Annotated in this window: 15 protein-coding genes and 1 pseudogene; 5 read left to right on the top strand and 11 right to left on the bottom strand. The window is 74.4% G+C overall.

Annotation, left to right across the window (positions count from 1 at the left end; translation table 11 throughout):
* The first annotated feature begins 99 nt into the window (after positions 1-99).
* On the top strand, positions 100-2640 hold the full coding sequence (locus GA0115242_RS30270; RefSeq protein ID WP_093834121.1) for an ATP-dependent Clp protease ATP-binding subunit: 2541 nt from the start codon (positions 100-102) through the stop codon (positions 2638-2640).
* Positions 2641-2667: 27 nt separating this feature from the next.
* On the opposite strand, the gene GA0115242_RS30265 is transcribed toward GA0115242_RS30270, so the two are convergent.
* The 4 genes from GA0115242_RS30265 to GA0115242_RS30250 all read right to left on the bottom strand — a co-directional run bounded on the left by GA0115242_RS30265 (position 2668) and on the right by GA0115242_RS30250 (position 5604).
* Entirely contained in the window at positions 2668-3708 is a 1041-nt protein-coding gene (locus GA0115242_RS30265) for an MsnO8 family LLM class oxidoreductase (protein WP_093834101.1), read from the bottom strand.
* A complete protein-coding gene (locus GA0115242_RS30260; RefSeq protein ID WP_093834099.1) occupies positions 3705-4892 on the bottom strand; it encodes a GTP-binding protein in 1188 nt (395 codons plus the stop codon). The genes GA0115242_RS30265 and GA0115242_RS30260 overlap by 4 nt, the downstream gene beginning before the upstream one ends.
* Before the next feature lie 6 nt (positions 4893-4898).
* On the bottom strand, positions 4899-5069 hold the full coding sequence (gene rpmF / locus GA0115242_RS30255) for a 50S ribosomal protein L32 (protein ID WP_093834097.1): 171 nt from the start codon (positions 5067-5069) through the stop codon (positions 4899-4901).
* Between the two features lie 106 nt (positions 5070-5175).
* Positions 5176-5604, bottom strand: a complete 429-nt coding sequence (locus tag GA0115242_RS30250; RefSeq protein WP_093834095.1) for a hypothetical protein — start codon at positions 5602-5604, stop codon at positions 5176-5178.
* A 53-nt stretch (positions 5605-5657) separates the two neighbouring features.
* Here GA0115242_RS30250 and GA0115242_RS30245 point away from each other — a divergent pair.
* Positions 5658-5909 (top strand): annotated as a pseudogene (locus tag GA0115242_RS30245) (hypothetical protein); the annotation flags it as partial.
* Positions 5910-5932: 23 nt separating this feature from the next.
* On the opposite strand, the gene GA0115242_RS30240 reads toward GA0115242_RS30245, so the two are convergent.
* The gene (locus tag GA0115242_RS30240; RefSeq protein WP_093834093.1) at positions 5933-6148 is read right to left on the bottom strand and encodes a dodecin; all 216 of its coding nucleotides are present in this window, start codon (positions 6146-6148) and stop codon (positions 5933-5935) included.
* A 406-nt stretch (positions 6149-6554) separates the two neighbouring features.
* On the opposite strand from GA0115242_RS30240, the gene GA0115242_RS30235 reads away from it, so the two are divergent.
* Complete coding sequence (locus GA0115242_RS30235) at positions 6555-7811, top strand: extracellular solute-binding protein (RefSeq protein ID WP_093834091.1); 1257 nt, start codon at positions 6555-6557, stop codon at positions 7809-7811.
* A gap of 101 nt (positions 7812-7912) precedes the next feature.
* On the opposite strand, the gene egtD is transcribed toward GA0115242_RS30235, so the two are convergent.
* The 5 genes from egtD to GA0115242_RS30210 all read right to left on the bottom strand — a co-directional run bounded on the left by egtD (position 7913) and on the right by GA0115242_RS30210 (position 13302).
* A complete protein-coding gene (gene egtD / locus GA0115242_RS30230) occupies positions 7913-8875 on the bottom strand; it encodes an L-histidine N(alpha)-methyltransferase (RefSeq protein WP_093834089.1) in 963 nt (320 codons plus the stop codon).
* Positions 8872-9663, bottom strand: coding sequence for an ergothioneine biosynthesis protein EgtC (gene egtC, locus GA0115242_RS30225; protein ID WP_093834087.1), 792 nt, complete (start codon positions 9661-9663; stop codon positions 8872-8874). The genes egtD and egtC overlap by 4 nt, the downstream gene beginning before the upstream one ends.
* Positions 9663-10979: an ergothioneine biosynthesis protein EgtB gene (gene egtB, locus GA0115242_RS30220; protein ID WP_093834085.1), complete on the bottom strand. Its 1317-nt coding sequence runs from the start codon at positions 10977-10979 to the stop codon at positions 9663-9665. The genes egtC and egtB overlap by 1 nt, the downstream gene beginning before the upstream one ends.
* Positions 10976-12286: an ergothioneine biosynthesis glutamate--cysteine ligase EgtA gene (gene egtA, locus GA0115242_RS30215; protein ID WP_093834083.1), complete on the bottom strand. Its 1311-nt coding sequence runs from the start codon at positions 12284-12286 to the stop codon at positions 10976-10978. Before egtA ends, egtB begins: the two co-directional genes overlap by 4 nt.
* A 569-nt stretch (positions 12287-12855) precedes the next feature.
* Complete coding sequence (locus GA0115242_RS30210; protein ID WP_093834081.1) at positions 12856-13302, bottom strand: type II toxin-antitoxin system PemK/MazF family toxin; 447 nt, start codon at positions 13300-13302, stop codon at positions 12856-12858.
* 323 nt (positions 13303-13625) lie between these two features.
* Here GA0115242_RS30210 and GA0115242_RS30205 point away from each other — a divergent pair, with 323 nt between their 5' ends.
* Entirely contained in the window at positions 13626-15014 is a 1389-nt protein-coding gene (locus GA0115242_RS30205) for a glycoside hydrolase family 43 protein (RefSeq protein WP_093834079.1), read from the top strand.
* A 113-nt stretch (positions 15015-15127) separates the two neighbouring features.
* Positions 15128-15856: a hypothetical protein gene (locus GA0115242_RS30200; protein WP_093834077.1), complete on the top strand. Its 729-nt coding sequence runs from the start codon at positions 15128-15130 to the stop codon at positions 15854-15856.
* Between the two features lie 210 nt (positions 15857-16066).
* Here the strand turns inward: GA0115242_RS30200 and GA0115242_RS30195 are convergent, their stop codons facing one another.
* Positions 16067-17740: an acyltransferase gene (locus tag GA0115242_RS30195; protein WP_093834075.1), complete on the bottom strand. Its 1674-nt coding sequence runs from the start codon at positions 17738-17740 to the stop codon at positions 16067-16069.
* Positions 17741-17951 lie beyond the last annotated feature (211 nt).

The following is a 17951-nucleotide window of genomic DNA, read 5'->3' as shown; positions in this document are numbered from 1 at the left end:
CCCGCGCCGGTCGCGCGACCGGCGCGGGTGCGGGGGGCCGGGCCCTGTGCCACGTTGGAAGGCGGGGACGCCGGTCGTCGCACGGAAGGGCCTGTGGGCATGACCACTCCAGGATTCGGATTCGGACGCAGCCCCTTCGAGGAGTTCGACGAGCTGATGTCCCGGTTCTTCGGCGGCGCGGGCGGCGCTCCCGGCGGCCCCGCGCCGACCCGCAGGGCGCAGCGCGTCGACATCGGCGCCCTGCTGTCCGAGCGGGCCCGCGAGCTGGTCGCCGAGGCCCGTGAGCTGGCCGCGGCCGAGGGCGCCGAGGACCTCGACGCCCGCCATCTGCTGGCCGCCGCGACCCGGCACGACTCCACCCGCAGGCTCCTCACCGAGGCGGGCGCCGACCCCGACCGGATCAGGGAGCGGCTCACCGCCGCGCCGGACGGCGCCGTACGCACCGAACCCGCCACCCTCACCCCGGCCGCCAAACGCGCCCTGCTCGACGCCTACCGGCTCTCCCGCGAGGAGGGCTCCTCCTACATCGGCCCCGAGCACCTGCTGCGCGCCCTGGCCGCCAACCCCGGGTCGACCGCCGCGCGCGCCCTCACCGACGGCGGCTGGGAGGGCGCGCGGCTGCCCGCGCCCGAGCCCGAACGCAGGCCGGGCCCCAGCAGCACCCCCACGCTCGACGAGTACGGCCGCGACCTCACCGACGACGCCCGCGCCGGGCGCCTCGACCCGGTGATCGGGCGGGACGACGAGGTGGAGCAGACCATCGAGGTGCTCTCCCGGCGCGGCAAGAACAACCCGGTCCTGATCGGCGACCCCGGGGTCGGCAAGACCGCGATCATCGAGGGCATCGCCCAGCGGATCGCGGCCGACGACGTCCCCCGCACCCTCGCGGGCAAGCGGCTGGTCTCCCTCGACCTCGCCGGGCTGGTCGCCGGGACCAAGTACCGGGGCGAGTTCGAGGAACGGCTGAAGAAGGTGCTCGACGAGGTCCGCGAACACGCCGACGAACTGGTGCTGTTCCTCGACGAGTTGCACACCGTCGTCGGTGCGGGCGGCGGCGGGGACGGCGCCCTGGACGCGGGCAACATGCTCAAACCGGCGCTGGCCAGAGGCGAGTTGCACCTGATCGGCGCGACCACCGTGGACGAGTACCGCAGGCACATCGAGAAGGACGCCGCCCTGGAGCGCCGGTTCGCGCCGATCCTGGTGGGCGAGCCGTCCGTCGACGACACCATCGGGATCCTGCGCGGGCTGCGCGACCGCTACGAGGCCCACCACCAGGTCAGGATCACCGACGAGGCGGTCGTCGCGGCGGCCGAGCTGTCCGACCGGTACATCACCTCCCGGTTCCTGCCCGACAAGGCGATCGACCTGATGGACCAGGCCGCCGCCCGGGTCAGGCTGCGCGGCGGGACCCCGCCCCCGGACACCCGCGACATCGAGGACCGGCTCGCCGCCCTGGGCCGGGAGAAGGACCAGGCCGTCGCCGACGAGGAGTACGAACGGGCCAGGGAGCTGCGCGACCTGATCACCGAGACCGAGGCGGAGCTGGCCGGGTCCGGACGGGGCGAGGAGCGGACCCCCGAGGTCACGGCCGAGGACGTCGCCGAGGTCGTCTCCCGCACCACCGGCATCCCGGTCGCCCAGCTGACCGAGGAGGAGCGGGCGCGGCTGACCAGGCTGGAGGAGCACCTGCACGAGCGGGTGGTCGGACAGGACGAGGCGATCTCCGCCGTGGCCCGCTCCGTGCGCCGCGCCCGCGCGGGCATGAGCGACCCGGACCGGCCCGTCGGCAGCTTCCTGTTCCTCGGCCCCACCGGCGTCGGCAAGACCGAACTGGCCCGCGCCCTCGCCGTCGCCCTCTTCGGCGACGAGAACCGCATGATCCGGCTCGACATGAGCGAGTTCCAGGAGCGGCACACCGTCTCCCGGCTGATCGGCGCCCCGCCCGGCTACGTCGGCCACGAGGAGGCGGGCCAGCTCACCGAGGCCGTCCGCAGGCAGCCCTACGCCGTGCTGCTGCTCGACGAGGTGGAGAAGGCGCACCCGGACGTCTTCAACACCCTGCTGCAACTCCTCGACGACGGCCGCCTCACCGACTCCCAGGGCCGCACCGTCGACTTCAAGAACACCGTCGTCATCATGACGTCGAACATCGGCGCCGACCGGATCCTCGCGGCGGGCGTCGACGACTACGGCACGGTGCGCTCCTCCGTGATGCCGGTCCTCAACCAGCACTTCCGCCCGGAGTTCCTCAACCGGATCGACGAGATCATCGTCTTCCGCGGCCTGGACCGCGCCCAGTTGCGGCAGATCGTCGCGCTGCTGCTCGACCACACCAGACGGCGGCTGCGCGCCCAGGACGTCGGTCTCGAGGTCACCGACGCGGCGGCCGACCTGCTCGCCGAACTCGGCCACCAGCCCGAGTTCGGCGCCCGCCCGCTGCGCCGCACCATCCAGCGCGAGGTCGACGACCGGCTCGCCGACCTGCTCCTCGCGGGCGACCTGATGGCGGGCGACCAGGCCCGGGTGGACGCGGCCGACGGGACCTTCCTGGTCACCGCCCACCGCGCGGCGGCCGAGCCAGGGCCGCCGGAGGCCGAGCCGGGGCCGCCTGGGGTCGGGGAGGACCAGGGCCGGTGACCGCGGGGACGCCCCCGGCGTCCGCGATCAGCGCCCCCGCGCGCCGCCCGCCGCGGCCGACGGGGCGCGGGCGCCGCCGAAGAGGGCGGCGAGGCGCCGGTAGGAGTCGAGCAGGGCCGTCCGGTCCCAGGTGCTGGTGGTGACCAGCACCTCCTGGGCGCCCGTCTCCGCCAGCACCGCCTCCAGCTCCGCCCCGACCTGCTCTGCCGTCCCGGCGAGCTGCCCGGTCAGGCCCTTCTCGTAGAGTCCGCGCTCCCGGTCGGTCATGGCGAGCGCCTCGACGCGCTCGGCGGGGGCCAGCGGCGGGAAGGTGCCCCGGGTGCGGGAATACGCCATCGACCAGGCCTCCGGGACCAGCAGCCGCCGGGCCGCCGCGGGGTCGGCGGCGACCGCGACCGTGCCGGAGACGACCACGTACGGCTCGGCCGCCCACGGGGAGGGCCGGAAACCGGCCCGGTAGGCGTCGACGCCGCGCCGCATCCGCTCCCGGTCGCGGAGGTCGCCGATCACCATCGGCAGCCCGGCGCGGGCCGCGATCCGGGCGCCGTCCCCCATGGCCAGCACGAACGGCGGCACGGTGAGCCCCTCCGACGGCCGGGCCCGCACGCCGGTCGGGGAGGTGCCGCGGAACCAGCCCAGCAGCTCGTCGAGCTGTCCCGCGAAGTCCTCGGCGTCGTCCTTGCCGTGCCCGAGCGCCTTGCGCACCCCGCCGGTGAAGCCCACGGAGCGCCCGAGCCCCATGTCGATCCGCCCGGGAAAGAGGGATTCGAGGACGCCGAACTGCTCGGCCACCACGAGCGGCCGGTGGTTGGGCAGCATCACCCCGCCGGTGCCGACCCGGATGGTGCGGGTGGCCGCGGCGACGGCGGCCGCGAGCACGGTCGGCGCCGAACCGGCCACCCCGGGCACCCCGTGGTGCTCGGAGACCCAGAACCGGTGGTAGCCGAGCCCTTCCAGGTCCTGGGCCAGCCGCACGGTGTCCCGCAGCGCCTGCGCGTCGGAGTGGCCCTCGCGGGTGCGGGAGCGGTCGAGGACGGAGAAGCGGACGCCGCCGATCAGAGAACTCACACAGGGTTCAACGTCACAGGGCCCGCCGGATTCCCGTGCTCCAGGTCGCAGGCGTCGTCGACGCCGTGGGTCTCCCAGGCCGGGAAGGGGTCGGCGGCGGGCGGCGGCTCGCCGGGCCCGAGCAGACAGCGGTCCAGGGCGGCACGGAGGGCGCCGGCGTCCAGACCGGTGCCGATGAAGACCAGCTCCTGGGCGTACGGCGCCTGGTCGTCGCGGGCGGCGGACGGCTCGAAGCGGGCCACCGAGCCAGCCTGCGACCACAGGCCCGTCACCCGCGGGCGGCTCGCCAGGGTGAAGAACCCCTTGGAGCGCAGCACCCGTCCGAAGCCGCCGCCGTCCAGCTCCTCGGTGACGAAGTTCCACAACCGGCCCTGGTGGAAGGGGAGTCGGGAGCGGAACACGGTCGAGGAGATGCCGTACTCCTCGGTCTCCGGGACGTGTTCGCCGTTCAGCTCCCGCACCCAGCCCGGTGCCTGCTGGGCGCGCTCCAGGTCGAACAGGCCGGTGCCGAGCACCTGTCGCAGGTCCACCCGGCCCCGGCGCGCGGGGACGATCCTGGCGACGGGGTTGAGCCGGGCGAGCGCGGCCCGCAGCCGCCGCGACGTCGCCTCGTCGACGAGGTCGAGCTTGTTGAGGACGACGACGTCCGCGAACTCGACCTGGTCGACGAGGAGATCGCTGACCGTGCGGTCGTCGTCCTCGAACGGGGCGATGCCGCGCGCGGCGAGTTCGTCGCCGCGCGCCAGCTCGGGCAGGAAGTGCGCCGCGTCCACGACGGTGACCATCGTGTCGAGGGCGGCCACGTCCCCGAGGCAGGCGCCGTCGTCGCGGGCGAAGGCGAACGTGGCGGCGACGGGCAGCGGTTCGGAGATGCCGGAGCTCTCGATCAGCAGGTGGTCGAAGCGGCCCTCGCGGGCCAGCCGGTCGACCTCCACCAGCAGATCGTCGCGCAGGGTGCAGCAGATGCACCCGTTGGTCATCTCGACCAGGCGCTCCTCGGTCCTGGAGAGGGCCGCGCCGCCGCCGCGCACCAGCGCCGCGTCGATGTTGACCTCGCTCATGTCGTTGACGATCACGGCGACCCGGAGCCCCTCGCGGTTGGCGAGGACGTGGTTGAGCAGGGTGGTCTTGCCGGCGCCGAGGAAGCCGGACAGGACGGTGACGGGCAGGCGCTGGTGCGGCACGCGGGCTCAGCCCCCGGGGCGCAGCAGTCCGCGTTCGTACGCCCTGACCAGGTGCTGCGGCACCAGGTGGCGGACGCCGTCGACGGTGACCGGGACCAGCGCGGGCGTGGCCGCCTTCCACTGGGCGCGGCGGTGGCGGGTGTTGCTGCGGGACATCTTCCGCTTGGGGACAGCCATGGGGAACCTCGTCGAGTCGGTGGGCGCGCGGGAGCTGCCGGAACGGCGGAGGGCGCGCACCGCGGACGCTATATGAAAATGGTTCCCATGAGCAATACGGATCCGTTCAGCGGCGGCCCCGCTTGCGTATCTCCGGCCGGGGCGGAGCGATGAACTGCAGCTCCAGGGTGACCGGCGGCTCGGCGAGCCCCGGGCCGCCGGCCGCGGCCCAGCCCGCGATCTCCTCCGTGCAGTCCTCGTCCATCGCGAACCCGATCCAGGTGGGCCGCCCACCCGCCCGCCGCCCGGCCGCCGACGGCTGCACGACGACGACGTTCGCCTGGTCGCAGGGGCCGAGGCAGTCCGTCGTCCGCACCTGGAAGCCGTGCTCGGCCGCCGCCGCGCGCAGCCGCTCCAGTTGCCAGGCGTGGTCGAAGCCCGGGTGCTTGCGCGGGTCGCCGCAGCAGCAGCCCCGGCACACCACGAGGGTGCACGGACGCTGCCGGGCGGCGCCGATCAGGGCGGTGCGGGGGGAGGGGAGGGCGGAGGGTGACATGGGAGAAGCATGATCCATCCGCCCGCCCGCACAAAAGGGCGGGCCGATCGAGGGCCCCGCGGGGTGTCCCGGGCGGCTGTCCAAGGGTGCACCTGCGGGGCGACGGCGACCGCAGGCCCGCCCGCCGCACCGAGCTGGAGGTGCTGCGCGAACTGGCCCGCACCCGGCGGGTCCGGATGCTCGTCGACGACGACGAACTGGTCTGCGACGACGCCGAGCGCGCCGGGTTCGCCATCGTGCGGGCGCGCTGGACGGCCCCGTCGCGGGCGCTGGACGAGGCCCAGGAGTGGGACGGGCGGACCTGACGGCCGCTGTCGGCCGCAGGGCGTCAGGCCGGGTCGTCGAGCCGGAAGCCGACCTTGAGGCCGACCTGCCAGTGCGCGACCTGGCCGTCCTCGATGTGGCCGCGCACCTGGGTCACCTCGAACCAGTCGAGGTTGCGCACGGTCTGCGAGGCGCGGGCGATCCCGTTGCGGACGGCCTGTTCGACGCCGTCGGGGGAGGTGCCGACGATCTCGGTGACCCGGTAGGTGTGGTGGGACATGCGGGAGCTCCTCTCGGCGGCCCGCGACGGCGGGAGCGTCGCGGGGGGCACGCGTCACTCCACCGTGCCCCAAGGTGCCGCGCGGCGCGAGACGTCCGGCGCTCCGGATGCGCCGTGCGGCGGGTTGCCGTCCGGCGATCCGGGCACGCCGTGCGGGGCTGCCGTCCGGCGCTCCGGACACGCCGTGCGGCGGGCTGCCGTCCGGTGCGCCGGTCCGCCTGCGGTTTCTCCTCCGGAGCGCCGGACCCGGGGGCGCCGCGGGGGCCGGGCGCGACCTCGGCGGAGCACCGGCGCACTTGACCTCCGCATTGGTCCATACCAAAATCCGGAACACCCGTACGAGTCCGGTACTCGTCCCCCACGTCGGGCTCCCTTCCCCTGTCCAGCAGAGAGAACAGGACCCCTCGTGAGACGTCGAAGCCTGCTCGCCGCCTGCGCGTCCGCCGGTCTGCTCGCCGGGTGTGGACTGCTGCCCGGCGGCGGCGAACGGCGCACGGTCACCGTGTGGTTGATGAAGGGCAGCGCCCCCGAGGAGTTCCTGCGGCGCTTCACCGAGGAGTTCGAGCGCAAGAACTCCGGTCTGCGGCTCGACATCCGCATCCAGGAATGGACCGGCATCGGCGACAAGGTGCAGGCCGCCCTGGACACCGGGACGGACGACGGCCCCGACGTCATCGAGGTCGGCAACACCCAGGTCCCGCAGTACGTCGAGCGCGACCGGCTGCTCGACCTCACCCTGGAGGCCCGGCTGCACTGGGGCGGCGAGGACTGGCTGCCCGGCCTCGCCGAACCGGGACAGCTGATGTCCCACCAGTACGGCATCCCCTGGTACGCGGCCAACCGGGTGGTCATCTACCGCAAGGACCTCTTCGCACGGGCCGGTGTCACCGCGCCGCCCCGCGACCAGGACGCCTGGCTCGACGCCACCGAGAAGCTCGACTCCGGCGGCGACCAGGGCATCTACCTCGCGGGGCAGGACTGGTACACGCTCGCCGGGTTCATCTGGGAGGAGGGCGGCGGTCTCGCCGACGACGGGGGCGGCGGTGGCTGGCACGGCACCCTGGACTCCCCGGCCGCGCTGCGCGGGATGGACTTCTACCAGCGGTTGCAGGCGCTCGGCAGGGGGCCCGTGGCCGCCGACGAGGAACACCCGCCCCAGGCCCAGGTGTTCGCGCGCGGCCGGGTCGCCCAGATGGTGGCCGTGCCGGGACTCGCCCGCACGGTCGTCGAGCAGAACCCGGAACTCAAGGGGAAGTTGGGCTTCTTCCCGGTGCCGGGACGGCTCGCCGGACGGCCCGGAGCGGTCTTCATCGGCGGCTCCGACCTCGTCGTTCCCAACAACTCCCGGCAGCGGGAGGGCGCGGTCGCGGTCGTCGCCGCCCTGACCGGCGCCCGCTGGGACACCGAGCTGGCCCGCACCATGAACTACGTGCCCAACAAGAAGGCGCTCGCCGCGTCCGTCGGCGACGAGGAGGGGGTCGCCGCGATGGCCGCGGGCGCCGCCCGGGGGCAGGCCACGCCCAACTCCCCGCAGTGGGGCAAGGTCGAGGCCGACAACCCGATCAAGGAGTACATGACCAAGGTGCTCGGCGGCGCCGACCCGGCGACCGAGGCGCGGCGCGCGTCCCGCCGGATCACCGAGACGCTCACCTCGGTGGGGTGACTGGTGCCGTGACCGGAGACGCTCGCCGGTGAACCTCTCCGGTCGGGGCACCGGCCGGGTGCGGAGGGCGCCGGGACCGGACGGCCCCGGCGCCCGGCACGTCAGCGGCAGGTGCTCAGGGACAGCGCGAAGCGGCCCTCGGAGTCCGTCCACCAGTGGGACAGCGAGAGCCCCGCGGCGTCCAGTTCGGCGCTCACGCTGTCGCGCCTGAACTTCGCGGAGATCTCGGTGCGCAGCTCCTCACCGGCCGCGAACTCCACGGCGAGGCCCAGCGCGGGCACCTTCACCGTCTGGTCGGCGCGGGAGCGCAGCCGCATCTCGATCCACTCGTTGCGCGCGTCCCAGAGGGCGACGTGGTCGAACGCGTCCGGGTCGAAGTCGGCGCCCAGCTCCCGGTTGACGACCGTCAGGACGTTCTTGTCGAAGGCGGCCGTCACCCCGGCCGCGTCGTCGTACGCCCGGACCAGCACCTCCTCGTCCTTCACCAGGTCGGTGCCGAGCAGCAGCGCGTCACCGGGGGAGAGCAGGCCGCGGATCGAGCCGAGGAACGCGGCCCGCTCCACCGGCGGCAGGTTGCCGATCGTGCCGCCGAGGAAGGCCACCAGCCGCGGCCCCGGCGTCCGCGGCAGCGCCAGGGCGGCCGTGAAGTCGGCGATCAGGGCGTGCACCTGGAGGCCGGGACGCTCCGCGATCAGCGCCTGCCCGGCCTGGGTGAGCGCGCTCTCGCTGACGTCGACGGGGACGTAGGTGTGCAGGCCGGTGAGGGCCTCGATGAGGTGGCGGGTCTTCTCCGAGGAGCCCGAGCCGAGTTCGACGAGGGTGCGGGCGCCGGTCACCGAGGCGATCTCGGCGGAGCGGCCGACCAGGATCTCCCGCTCGGCGCGCGTCGGGTAGTACTCGGGCAGTTCGGTGATGCGCTCGAACAGGTCGCTGCCGTGCGCGTCGTAGAACCACTTGGGCGGCAGGGTCTTCGGGGTGCCGGTGAGGCCGCGCAGCACGTCGGCGCGGAGCGCGGCGTCCGTGGCGTCCTCGGGCAGGGTGCGGGTGAGAAGGAACGGGCTCACGTACGGGGCTCCTTCGACGGTGCGGGTGCCGAGCCGGGGCTCGGCTCCTTCAACTCGGTGAGCAGCAGTTCCGTGCGGCTCGCGGTGAGCAGGGTGCGGTCCGGGACCTCCTGCCAGTGCGGATCGTCGTCATAGGGCTCGGACGCGACGACGGTGCCGCGGTCCGGGTCGGCCAGGTACCAGAGGGTGTCGCCCCAGGCGGTCGCGGCGATGGTGTCGGCGCCCGCCAGCAGCAGGTTGAGCCGGGCACCGGGGGACGCCTCGGCGACCTCCGTGACGGCGCCTGCCAGGGCGCGGCCCGGATCGTCACCGGCCCGCAGTCCGGCCAGCACCAGCGCCCACACGAACGCCGAGTCGTTGCGGGCCTCCAGGGAGAGCAGGTCCGCCGCGGGCAGCGCCGGGACCAGCGGGGCGAGCGAACCGGGCCAGCCGGGGACCGCGCCGTTGTGGCTGAACAGATATCCCTCGGCGGAGAAGGGCGCCGCCGCGGCCTCCCCGTCGGCGCCCGGCAGGGTCGCGTCCCGGACGGCGGCCAGCAGCGACCCGGACCGCACGACCCGGGTCAGATCGGCGAAGGTCAGATCCGCCCAGACCGGCCCGGCCCGCCGGTACCTGGCCGGTACCGGATCGCCGTCCGCGAACCAACCGACTCCGAAACCATCGGCGTTGACGGTCCCGTGGCGCTGTCTGCGCGGCTGCCAGGACTGCCGGGTGAGCCCGTGCGGGGGCTCCGTCAGCAGTGCGCCGAGCGGTACGGGCCGCCCCAGGTAGGCGAGGTGACGGCACATCAGGCGGTCGCCGAACGCGCGGTGCGGAACCCGGAGAAGATCTGCCGTCTGATCGGGTAGTCCCAGTTGCGGAACGTGCCCCGGCAGGCCACCGCGTCCACGGCGAACGAGCCGCCGCGCAGCACCTTGTGCTCGGGCCCGAAGAACACCTCCGAGTACTCCTTGTACGGGAACGCCCGGAACCCCGGGTAGGGCAGGAAGTCGCTGGACGTCCACTCCCACACGTCCCCGATCAACTGCCGTACGCCGAGCGGCGACTCGCCCGCCGGGTAGCTGCCCGCCGGGGCCGGGCGCAGATGGCGCTGGCCGAGGTTGGCGTGTTCGGGCCCCGGGTCGGCGTCGCCCCACGGGTAGCGCGTCGAGCGGTCGCCCGCGGGGTCGTGCCGGGCGGCCTTCTCCCACTCGGCCTCGGTCGGCAGCCGCCGTCCGGCCCAGCGGGCGTACGCGTCCGCCTCGTACCAGCACACGTGCACCACCGGCTCGTCGGCCGGTACCGCCTCGGTGACCCCGAACCGGCGGCGCAGCCACTGCCTGCCGTCCCGGTGCCAGAACAGCGGCGCGCCGATCCCGGAGCGGCGGACGTGCGCCCAGCCCGCCGGGGCCCACCAGCGCTCGTCCTCGTAGCCGCCGTCCTCGATGAACGCCTGGTAGGCGCCGTTGGTGACCGGCGCGGTGTCGAGGTGGAACGGCGCCACCTCGCGCCGGTGCGCCGGGCGTTCGTTGTCGAGCGCCCAGGGTTCGTCCGAGGTGCCCATGGTGAACGGGCCCCCGGGGACCAGGACTTCGGCCGGTCCGGTGTGCAGCGGCGCCGGTGCCGGATCGGGGGCCGTCAGCGCCGTGGGGCCGGTACGCAGCTGATGGGTGATCAGCATCGTCTCGTCGTGCTGCTGTTCGTGCTGGGCGATCATCCCGAAGGCGAAACCGGCCTCGGTCAGCCGGGTGCCGTGGAACGCGGTGCTCTCCAGCACGTCGAGGGCGCGGCCGCGGACCTCGGCCGCGTAGGCGCGGGCCTCCGCCGGGGACAGCAGCGGCAGCGAGGGACGGGCCGAGCGCGGGTGCTCGAAGGCGTCGTAGATGCCGTCGATCTCCGGCCGTATCGCCTCGCGGCCCGCCACGGTCCGCAGCAGCCACTGCTCCTCCTGGTTGCCGATGTGCGCGAGGTCCCAGACCAGCGGCGACATCAGCGGGGAGTGCTGGGCGGTGAGGTCGGGGTCCTCGACGCAACTGGTCAGCAGGGTGGTGCGGGCGCGCGCGGTGGTGAGGGTGGCCACCGCCCGCTCCCGCAGCGCCTCGGCGTCGGGGGCAGGGTCGGTCATGTGCGGTCGTCCTTCCCAGGTGCGCGCGCGGTGGTGCCGCGCAGGTGGTCGAGCAGCTCGTCGGCGGGGCAGCGGCCCCGCAGGACGTACCGGTCCAGGTGGGCCGCCACCGCGTCGGTGACCTCGGTGGTGGCGCCGAGTCCGGGCAGCGCGTCCAGGGCCGCCGCGAAGCAGGCGACGGCCGCCTCGTGCAGCTCCGGGTCGGTCAGGGCGTGCCGGGCCGCGTCGGTCCACAGCGGGTTGTGCGGCGCGGGCAGCCCGAGGCCCCGTTCGGCCAGCGGCTTCACCGCCCGGTAGGCGGTCTCGGCCGCCTCGGGGTCGTCGAACAGGGCGGCCGTGACGGCGAGCGGCACGATCCAGCCGTCGTCGCCCGGCTGCGCGTCGATCATCCGCAGCTCCAGGTGCCCGCGGGGTCTGACCGGCGGGAACAGGGTGGTGATGTGGTAGTCGAGGTCCGCCCTGGTGGGCGTCCCCGATCTGGTCCACTCCCGGAAGGTGAGCCCGTCCGGTACCTCCCAGGGCCCGCTGTCGCGCCGCAGGCACATCACCGGCGCGTCGAGCACGTGCCGGGCCCAGGCGCCCCGGGGGTCGCCGTTGAGCGGGGGTGCCCCGGCGCGGCCGGGGCCGATCTCCGCCCAGAGAAGCTGCCGGGTGGAGCGCCAGCCGGTGGGCGCGTTCCCGGCGAGCGGCGAGTTGGCGAACGCGGCCACCAGGACCGGGCCCAGCTGGTGGGCCAGCCACCAGCGGCGTCCGTGCCCGAGCGGCCCCGGTTCCTCGAACCCGGAGTCCACGCAGACCTGGACGGAGGCGGAGGAGCACATCATGGCGCGGCCGGCCGGACCGGTGCGGTCAAGGCAGGCTTCCATGGCGTCGTAGCGGGGTTCGCGCAGATAGCGGCGCGGGGTGTGCCAGGGGTCATGGCCGAGACCCACGAGCCCGAGGTCCTGTCGGGCGAGAGCCGAGCGGACGGCGTCGAGGTCGGCGGAGACGGTGGTGACGCACTCCATGAGGGAGGTCGCGGGTGGCGAGCTGAGTTCGAGCTGGCCGCCGGGTTCGACGGTGAGCGCCGACGCGAGGGGGACGGCGCGCAGGGCGGCGTAGGCCGCTCCGAGCCGGTCCGCCGTCACGGGGCGCAACGGGTCGCGCAGGTCGTGGACGAGCCATTCCACTTCCACCCCGAGGACTCGGGGTGGTCCTGTCTTGAAGCAGATGCCCCTGACCAGGGCTTCCACCTCGGCTTCGGTGACCGCGAGGCGCGCAGTACGGGGGTCCGTACAGTCGCCCGGGTCACTCAGTGCTTCGGACATGTCGGGATCCCTTCGGAGATTCCACCATGCCGCCGGTCCGGTTCGGCGGGCGTCCGGGCGGCGGCACTCGTCCAAGCCAAGACCTTCCCGCCGGTCCGCACAAGGGTGCGTACCCGGACGTTCCGGCTCGGTCATGCTCGCTTCCCGGCTGTTTCGCTTCGGCTTTCCCGGTAGTTCCCGCTTCTTCTGGGTCGGTACCGTTTGTTTCCGGCCTATGTCGATCGTTGTCGCTCGCTTCCGATCGGGGCAGGCCCGGGAAAACGCGTTGCGCCACGCGTCAAGCATCGCCCACGATGCGTGCGTGAGCACGACGGGGGAGACCGTGCGGGGCGCGCCCACGGCGCCCACGGGGGTGGCGCCCTGAGCGAGCGCCTGCGCGGGCCCACCCGGCGGAGCGAGCGGATCCCGGCTGCCGGGCGGTTCCGGCCGGTCGTCGGCGGCATCCAGGCGGTTCGCCCGCACGTGGCGCCGCCGGGGGTGCGGCGGACGGGTCGGGCGGGGCGGCGGGGCGCACCCCTCGAAGCAAGGGGCGGGCCCGCCCGGAGTGAGGAGCGGGCCCGTCCGGAGCGTCAGCTCCAGCCGTAGCGCTCCCGGAGCCGGTTGCGCACCAGGTTGAACCGGCCGCGGTCCAGGGCGCACGCCTCCCGGCGCATGCCGTCGTCGTGCAGCCGCAGCACCCGGTCCACGTCCACCCACGAGTCGCGTCCCGACCGGTCCCACGGTCCCGACCCGATCGCCACCCACTCGTGGTCGCCGTCGTGCCGCTTGCTGGAGAGCTGGACGGCGAGCACGGTGCCGGTGGCCTCACGGGCCACCACGAGCACCGGACGGTCCTTGCCCCGCCCGTCGTTCTCCTCGAACGGCACCCAGGTCCAGACGATCTCGCCCGGGTCCGGGTCGCCGTCGTGTTCGGGGGAGTACTCGGTGCGGACCTGGCCGACCTCGCGCGGGTCGGTCTCGGTGGTCGCGGTGGGGCCGAAACGGCCCGGGACGTTCTCATCGGTAAAGGCAGTCACGGGGGCACTGTATGAGGTGCTGCCGCGCGGCGCGTCGGCGCCTCGGCGCGGAGCACGCCCGGCGCCGGCGTCCCCGTCGCCGGGGTGATGCTCCAACAAGCGGTCAAGTGCCCCTCGTGGCCGTCGTGTTCTGCTCCATGGCGGCCAACCAGCCTGCTGGCACTACGAGTTGACCGCGCACCCCTTTACTGCCCGGCCCATTGACGCCCCCGCGCCCCACCCCTACCTTCTGACCGGCTTCCCGAACCGCGGTCGGAATACCGAACGCGCAGGACGACGGAAGCCCCCACGCGTTCCCGCCCACGTCCGAGGGAGAGCCGCCCGTGACCCCGCCCCGCCCCGCACCGTCCCGCCGCGCGCTGCTGCGCGCACTGGCCGCCCTGCCCGCCTCGGCGCTCGTCCTCGGCGAGGCCCCCGGCCTCCTCGGCACCGCCCTCGCCGCCGCGCCGCCGAGCGGCTCTGCCACCCGCTACACCATCGTGCCGTTCCTGAACAGCGACGACGGCACGGTGAACGTCTACCAGTCCGACGACGCCACCGACTTCCGCCTGCTCAAGTCGGCCGCCTACCGGCCCCCGAGCGGCAGGATCAGGGACGCCGCCCTCCTCAAGCACACCGACGGCTTCTACTACGTCACCTACACCACGCACACCTGGCAGGACCCGAGCACCACCATCGGCTTCGCGCGCAGCGCCGACCGCGTCAACTGGACCTGGCTGTACGACTTCCCGGTGCCGATCACCGGCCTCTCCCGCGCCTGGGCCCCGGAGTGGTTCGTCGACGGCGACGGCAGCGTCGCCGTCATCGTGTCCTGCTCGGTCACCTCCGACGAGTGGATCTTCACGCCGTATCTGCTGAAGGCCACGAACTCCGCCCTGACCGCCTGGAGTTCACCGGTCGCCCTGTCCGGCATCGGCCCCAACCACATCGACACCTTCCTCGTGCGGACCGGCTCGACCTATCACGCGTTCACCAAGAACGAGACCACCAAGTACATCGAGTACGGCACCGCGAGCCGCGCGACCGGCCCGTACACCCTGTCGCGGACCGGCGACTGGGCGGGCTGGGGCAGTTACCGCGAGGGCCCGTCCGTGATCCAGCTCGACAACGGCGGCTGGCGGATCTTCTTCGACGGCTACGGCGACGGCACCTACTACTACAGCGACAGCTACGACGCCTTCGCCACCTGGAGCGCCCCCAGGGGCCTGCCCGCGCTCTCCGGAACGGCACGGCACTTCACCGTCGTCAAGGAGACGGTGCCGGGCGGGCCGAGTCTCGCCACGGGCGTCAGACGGTCGCTCCGGTCGGTCAACTACCCGACCCGGTACTGGCAGGCGCAGTCCGGGCTGCTCGACCTCCCGGTGGTCACCTCGTCCAGCACCGCCGCGCAGAAGCAGGCGTCCGCCTTCACCGTCGTCCCGGGACTCGCCGACCCCGGCGGCTTCTCGTTCACCGACTCCGCGGGCAGACACCTGCGCCACTACGGATTCCGGGGCCGCTTCGACGCCGACGACGGCACCTCGGCCTTCGCGCGGGACGCCACGTTCGTCGCCCGCACCGGGACCGCCACCGGCTCCCTCCGGTTCGAGTCGTACAACTACCCCGGCCGCTACCTGCGCCACTACGACTACCAGCTGCGGGTGGACGTCGCGGACGGCACGGACACCTTCCGCCAGGACAGCTCCTTCGTGCCGGTGACCGCCTGGGCCTGAGCGGCCTCCCCGGCCGGGTCCGCGCACCCCGTGGCCGCCGTCGACCGTCCGAACGTGCCTGGACCGGAGCCGAGTTGGGCATCCACCTCCCAGGGACGGACGACGGGAGCCGCATGCAGTTCATCGAGGTGACCGAACTCGCCGGGGTGCGCTCGGCCGTCGTCCGGTTCCACCACCCCGACTCACCGGTGCGGTTCCTGCTGTACCCGATGATCCGCCTCGCCGAGGCCGCGTTCTACCGGGAGGTCACCGACCGTCTGCGGCGGGACTGCGACCTGGTGGTCGCCGAGGGCGTCGGCGAGGTGGCCCCGGCCGCCGACCCGCTGGTCGACTCCTGGGCCCGCCTCGACAGCCGTGAACGGCTCGGGCTGGTCGTCCAGGACGTGGACCCCGGCACCCTCGGCGTGCCCGTTCTCCACCCCGACGCGGCGGGAGCGGGGGGCCAGGACGGGCACCGGGCGCTGCCGCTGCGGGACCGCGTCACCCTGGGCGCGCTGACGCCCGCCGTGCTGGCCGGGATGCGGCTGTTCGGCACCCGGCGCTACCTCGCCCGCCACCTCACCACCGAGAACCTGCTGAACGAGACCGGGCGGAGCGAACGGGAGGCCCTGCCCGGCTCCGAGAACCCCGTCCTGGGCCGCCGGGACAGACTCCTCGTCGAGGCGCTGACCCGGCTGCACGACACCGCGAGCGGACCGCTCACCGTCGGTGTCCTCTACGGCGCCGCGCACATGCCCGCCGCCGCGAACGCCCTCACCGGACTCGGCCACCGGGCCGCGGACACCGAGTGGTTGACGGTCTTCACCCTCGACCCCGGCCCCCGCGACGACGCCCCGCACTGACCCGGCACCGGTCGCCCGGGGCCCCGGTGGCACAAGCGGGCGAGCAACGGACCGGCCGCGACGGGCCGGACCCGCGCCCTCGTGCCGATCACGCCCGTGCCGCTCGCGTCGTCCTGCCGATCGGGCCCCGTGCCGTCCGTGCCCCCATGCCGTTCCTGCCCCCGTGCCGATCGCGTCCCCGTGCCGATCGGGCAGCCGGGGCGGGGGAGTTCACCCGGGGAACGGCCCGAGGACGGTGCGGGCGGGCTCCGGGCGGTGCACTCCGCGCGGCCGGTAGCCAAGCTCGTCGGACCGGCCGAGCAGATCGGCCAGGTACCAGACGATGGCCAGCCACATCTCCGTTCCCTGGAGCCCGGGTCGCGGCCCCGGGCCGTCCGCGCCGGGCCCGAACCCGAACCCCTCGCCGTCCCGCCAGCGCGGCAGCACCGCCGCCAACTGCCCCTCCGCCCAGTCCCGCACGTCGGTCGAGCGGTATCCGCCGGCCCCGAGCTGCCGGGCGCAGAGCCAGAGCGGATGCGCGACGTCCAGCACGGTGCAGGCGGTCTCCCGGCCCGCGCCGAACCACCGGGGGTCGCGGGAGTGGTCGAGGACGGCGTCCACCACCCGCTCAGGAGACGGCACCGGGACGCCGAACTGCGCGAACGAGCCCCTGGTCAGCCGGTAGTAGCCGTTCACCACCTGCAACCGCCCGTCCTCGGCCGACGGTGTGCCCCACAGCCCGGTCCACGGGTCCACCCGCGTCACCAGCGCCCCGAACAGCGCCTCCACCGTCCCGCCGCCGGACGCCCCGTGCCGCAGGTTCCAGTGGGCGGCCGTCGCCCAGGCGTCCACCCAGGCCCCCGCGTTCCAGGCCCGCTCCCGCCACGGCAGCCCGTCGAGCCTGGCCAGCAACTGAGGCGCCGTCATGTCCCGCACGCCGCGCACCGGATGAGGGAACGAGGCGCCCAGCAGATCGAGCGCGTACCCCACGCTGAGGACGTGGTAGAGCGCGGCCCCGTCAGCGGTGAAGCCGTCCTCCTCCTCCGGCGGCAGCGGCTCGCCCAGCTCCGGGACCAGACCCGACCGGGGGTCCTGCGCCGAGGCCAGCCGCCGTACGTGCTCCTCGGGCGCCAACTGCCCAGGGGCCGAACCGAGGAGCAGGTCGGCGATCTCCACGGCGTCGCAGTGGGCCCGCACGGTGGCGGGGGCACCGGGACGGTCCCGGTAGCGGTCGCCGTCCCAGGCGCGGGAGAGCAGCCCGGCGGCCTGCGAGCGCGCGGTGTCGGCGAACCGCGTCAGCGACCTCGGGGTGCCGCCGGTACCGCCGGTGGTCCGGGATGCGCGGCGGTCGCGCAGCGGGCGGGCCGGGTTGCCCGCGGCGACCGTCCACGCGGGGAGGTCCCGGGTCACCACCGCCCCGGCGCCGATCACGCAGTGGTCCCCGACCCGGACGCCGTCCACCACCACGACGTGCGAGCCGATCCACACGTCGTCACCGATCTCGATGCCACGGCTGGTGAGGGGCTGGCGGTGCACCGGCCGGTCGGGCTCCATGGAGTGGTTGAAGCCGAGCAGCGAGGTGTGCGCCCCGATCCGCACCCCCTCGCCGAGACGGACCGTCCCGCGCACCGTGGTGAACGGGTTCAGCGTGCAGTGCGCGCCGGTCGTCAACTCCCCTGTGACATAGGCGTGGGCGGCGATGTAGGAGTCGGCGCCGAGCCGCAGCCGGTCGGTGAACACCGCGGCGGACTCGGCCACGTAGCACCGCTCGCCCACCTCGCTGTCCCCGTCGAGCGCCGTCCGGCGGGCGAGTTGGGCGGCGCGCTGCTCCTCGGTCGCGCCGTCGGCGAACAGCCAGGGACAGTGGTCGAACCGGCCCGAGGACGTTTCCCGTCGCTGATCCATGCGGGGCACGGTAGCCGCCCGCGATCACGCGCGGAACGCCGTTGTCAGTGGTCCGGCGTACGGTCCGGACCATGCCGCCCGCACCGAACCCGTCCCGCACCGCAGGCGCCGCGCCCCCGCCGGGCCGCGCGAGGCCGACCGCACCGCTGCGCGGGCCCCGCCGTCAGGACCCGTCCGTCCCGGACGTCCTCGATCGGGTGACAGCACCCGG

This window comes from Streptomyces sp. SolWspMP-5a-2, from assembly GCF_900091845.1.
Lineage (GTDB): Bacteria > Actinomycetota > Actinomycetes > Streptomycetales > Streptomycetaceae > Streptomyces > Streptomyces doudnae.
This window is presented reverse-complemented; position numbering and strand designations above follow the sequence as displayed.

Coding starts and splice junctions, on each gene's coding strand:
- egtA (WP_093834083.1), bottom strand. CDS start 12,286: ATGTCCGAAGCACTGAGTGACCCGGGCGACTGTACGGACCCCCGTACT.
- GA0115242_RS30195 (WP_093834075.1), bottom strand. CDS start 17,740: ATGGATCAGCGACGGGAAACGTCCTCGGGCCGGTTCGACCACTGTCCC.
- GA0115242_RS30240 (WP_093834093.1), bottom strand. CDS start 6,148: ATGTCCCACCACACCTACCGGGTCACCGAGATCGTCGGCACCTCCCCC.
- egtC (WP_093834087.1), bottom strand. CDS start 9,663: ATGTGCCGTCACCTCGCCTACCTGGGGCGGCCCGTACCGCTCGGCGCA.
- GA0115242_RS30200 (WP_093834077.1), top strand. CDS start 15,128: ATGCAGTTCATCGAGGTGACCGAACTCGCCGGGGTGCGCTCGGCCGTC.
- rpmF (WP_093834097.1), bottom strand. CDS start 5,069: ATGGCTGTCCCCAAGCGGAAGATGTCCCGCAGCAACACCCGCCACCGC.
- GA0115242_RS30270 (WP_093834121.1), top strand. CDS start 100: ATGACCACTCCAGGATTCGGATTCGGACGCAGCCCCTTCGAGGAGTTC.
- egtB (WP_093834085.1), bottom strand. CDS start 10,979: ATGACCGACCCTGCCCCCGACGCCGAGGCGCTGCGGGAGCGGGCGGTG.
- GA0115242_RS30250 (WP_093834095.1), bottom strand. CDS start 5,604: ATGTCACCCTCCGCCCTCCCCTCCCCCCGCACCGCCCTGATCGGCGCC.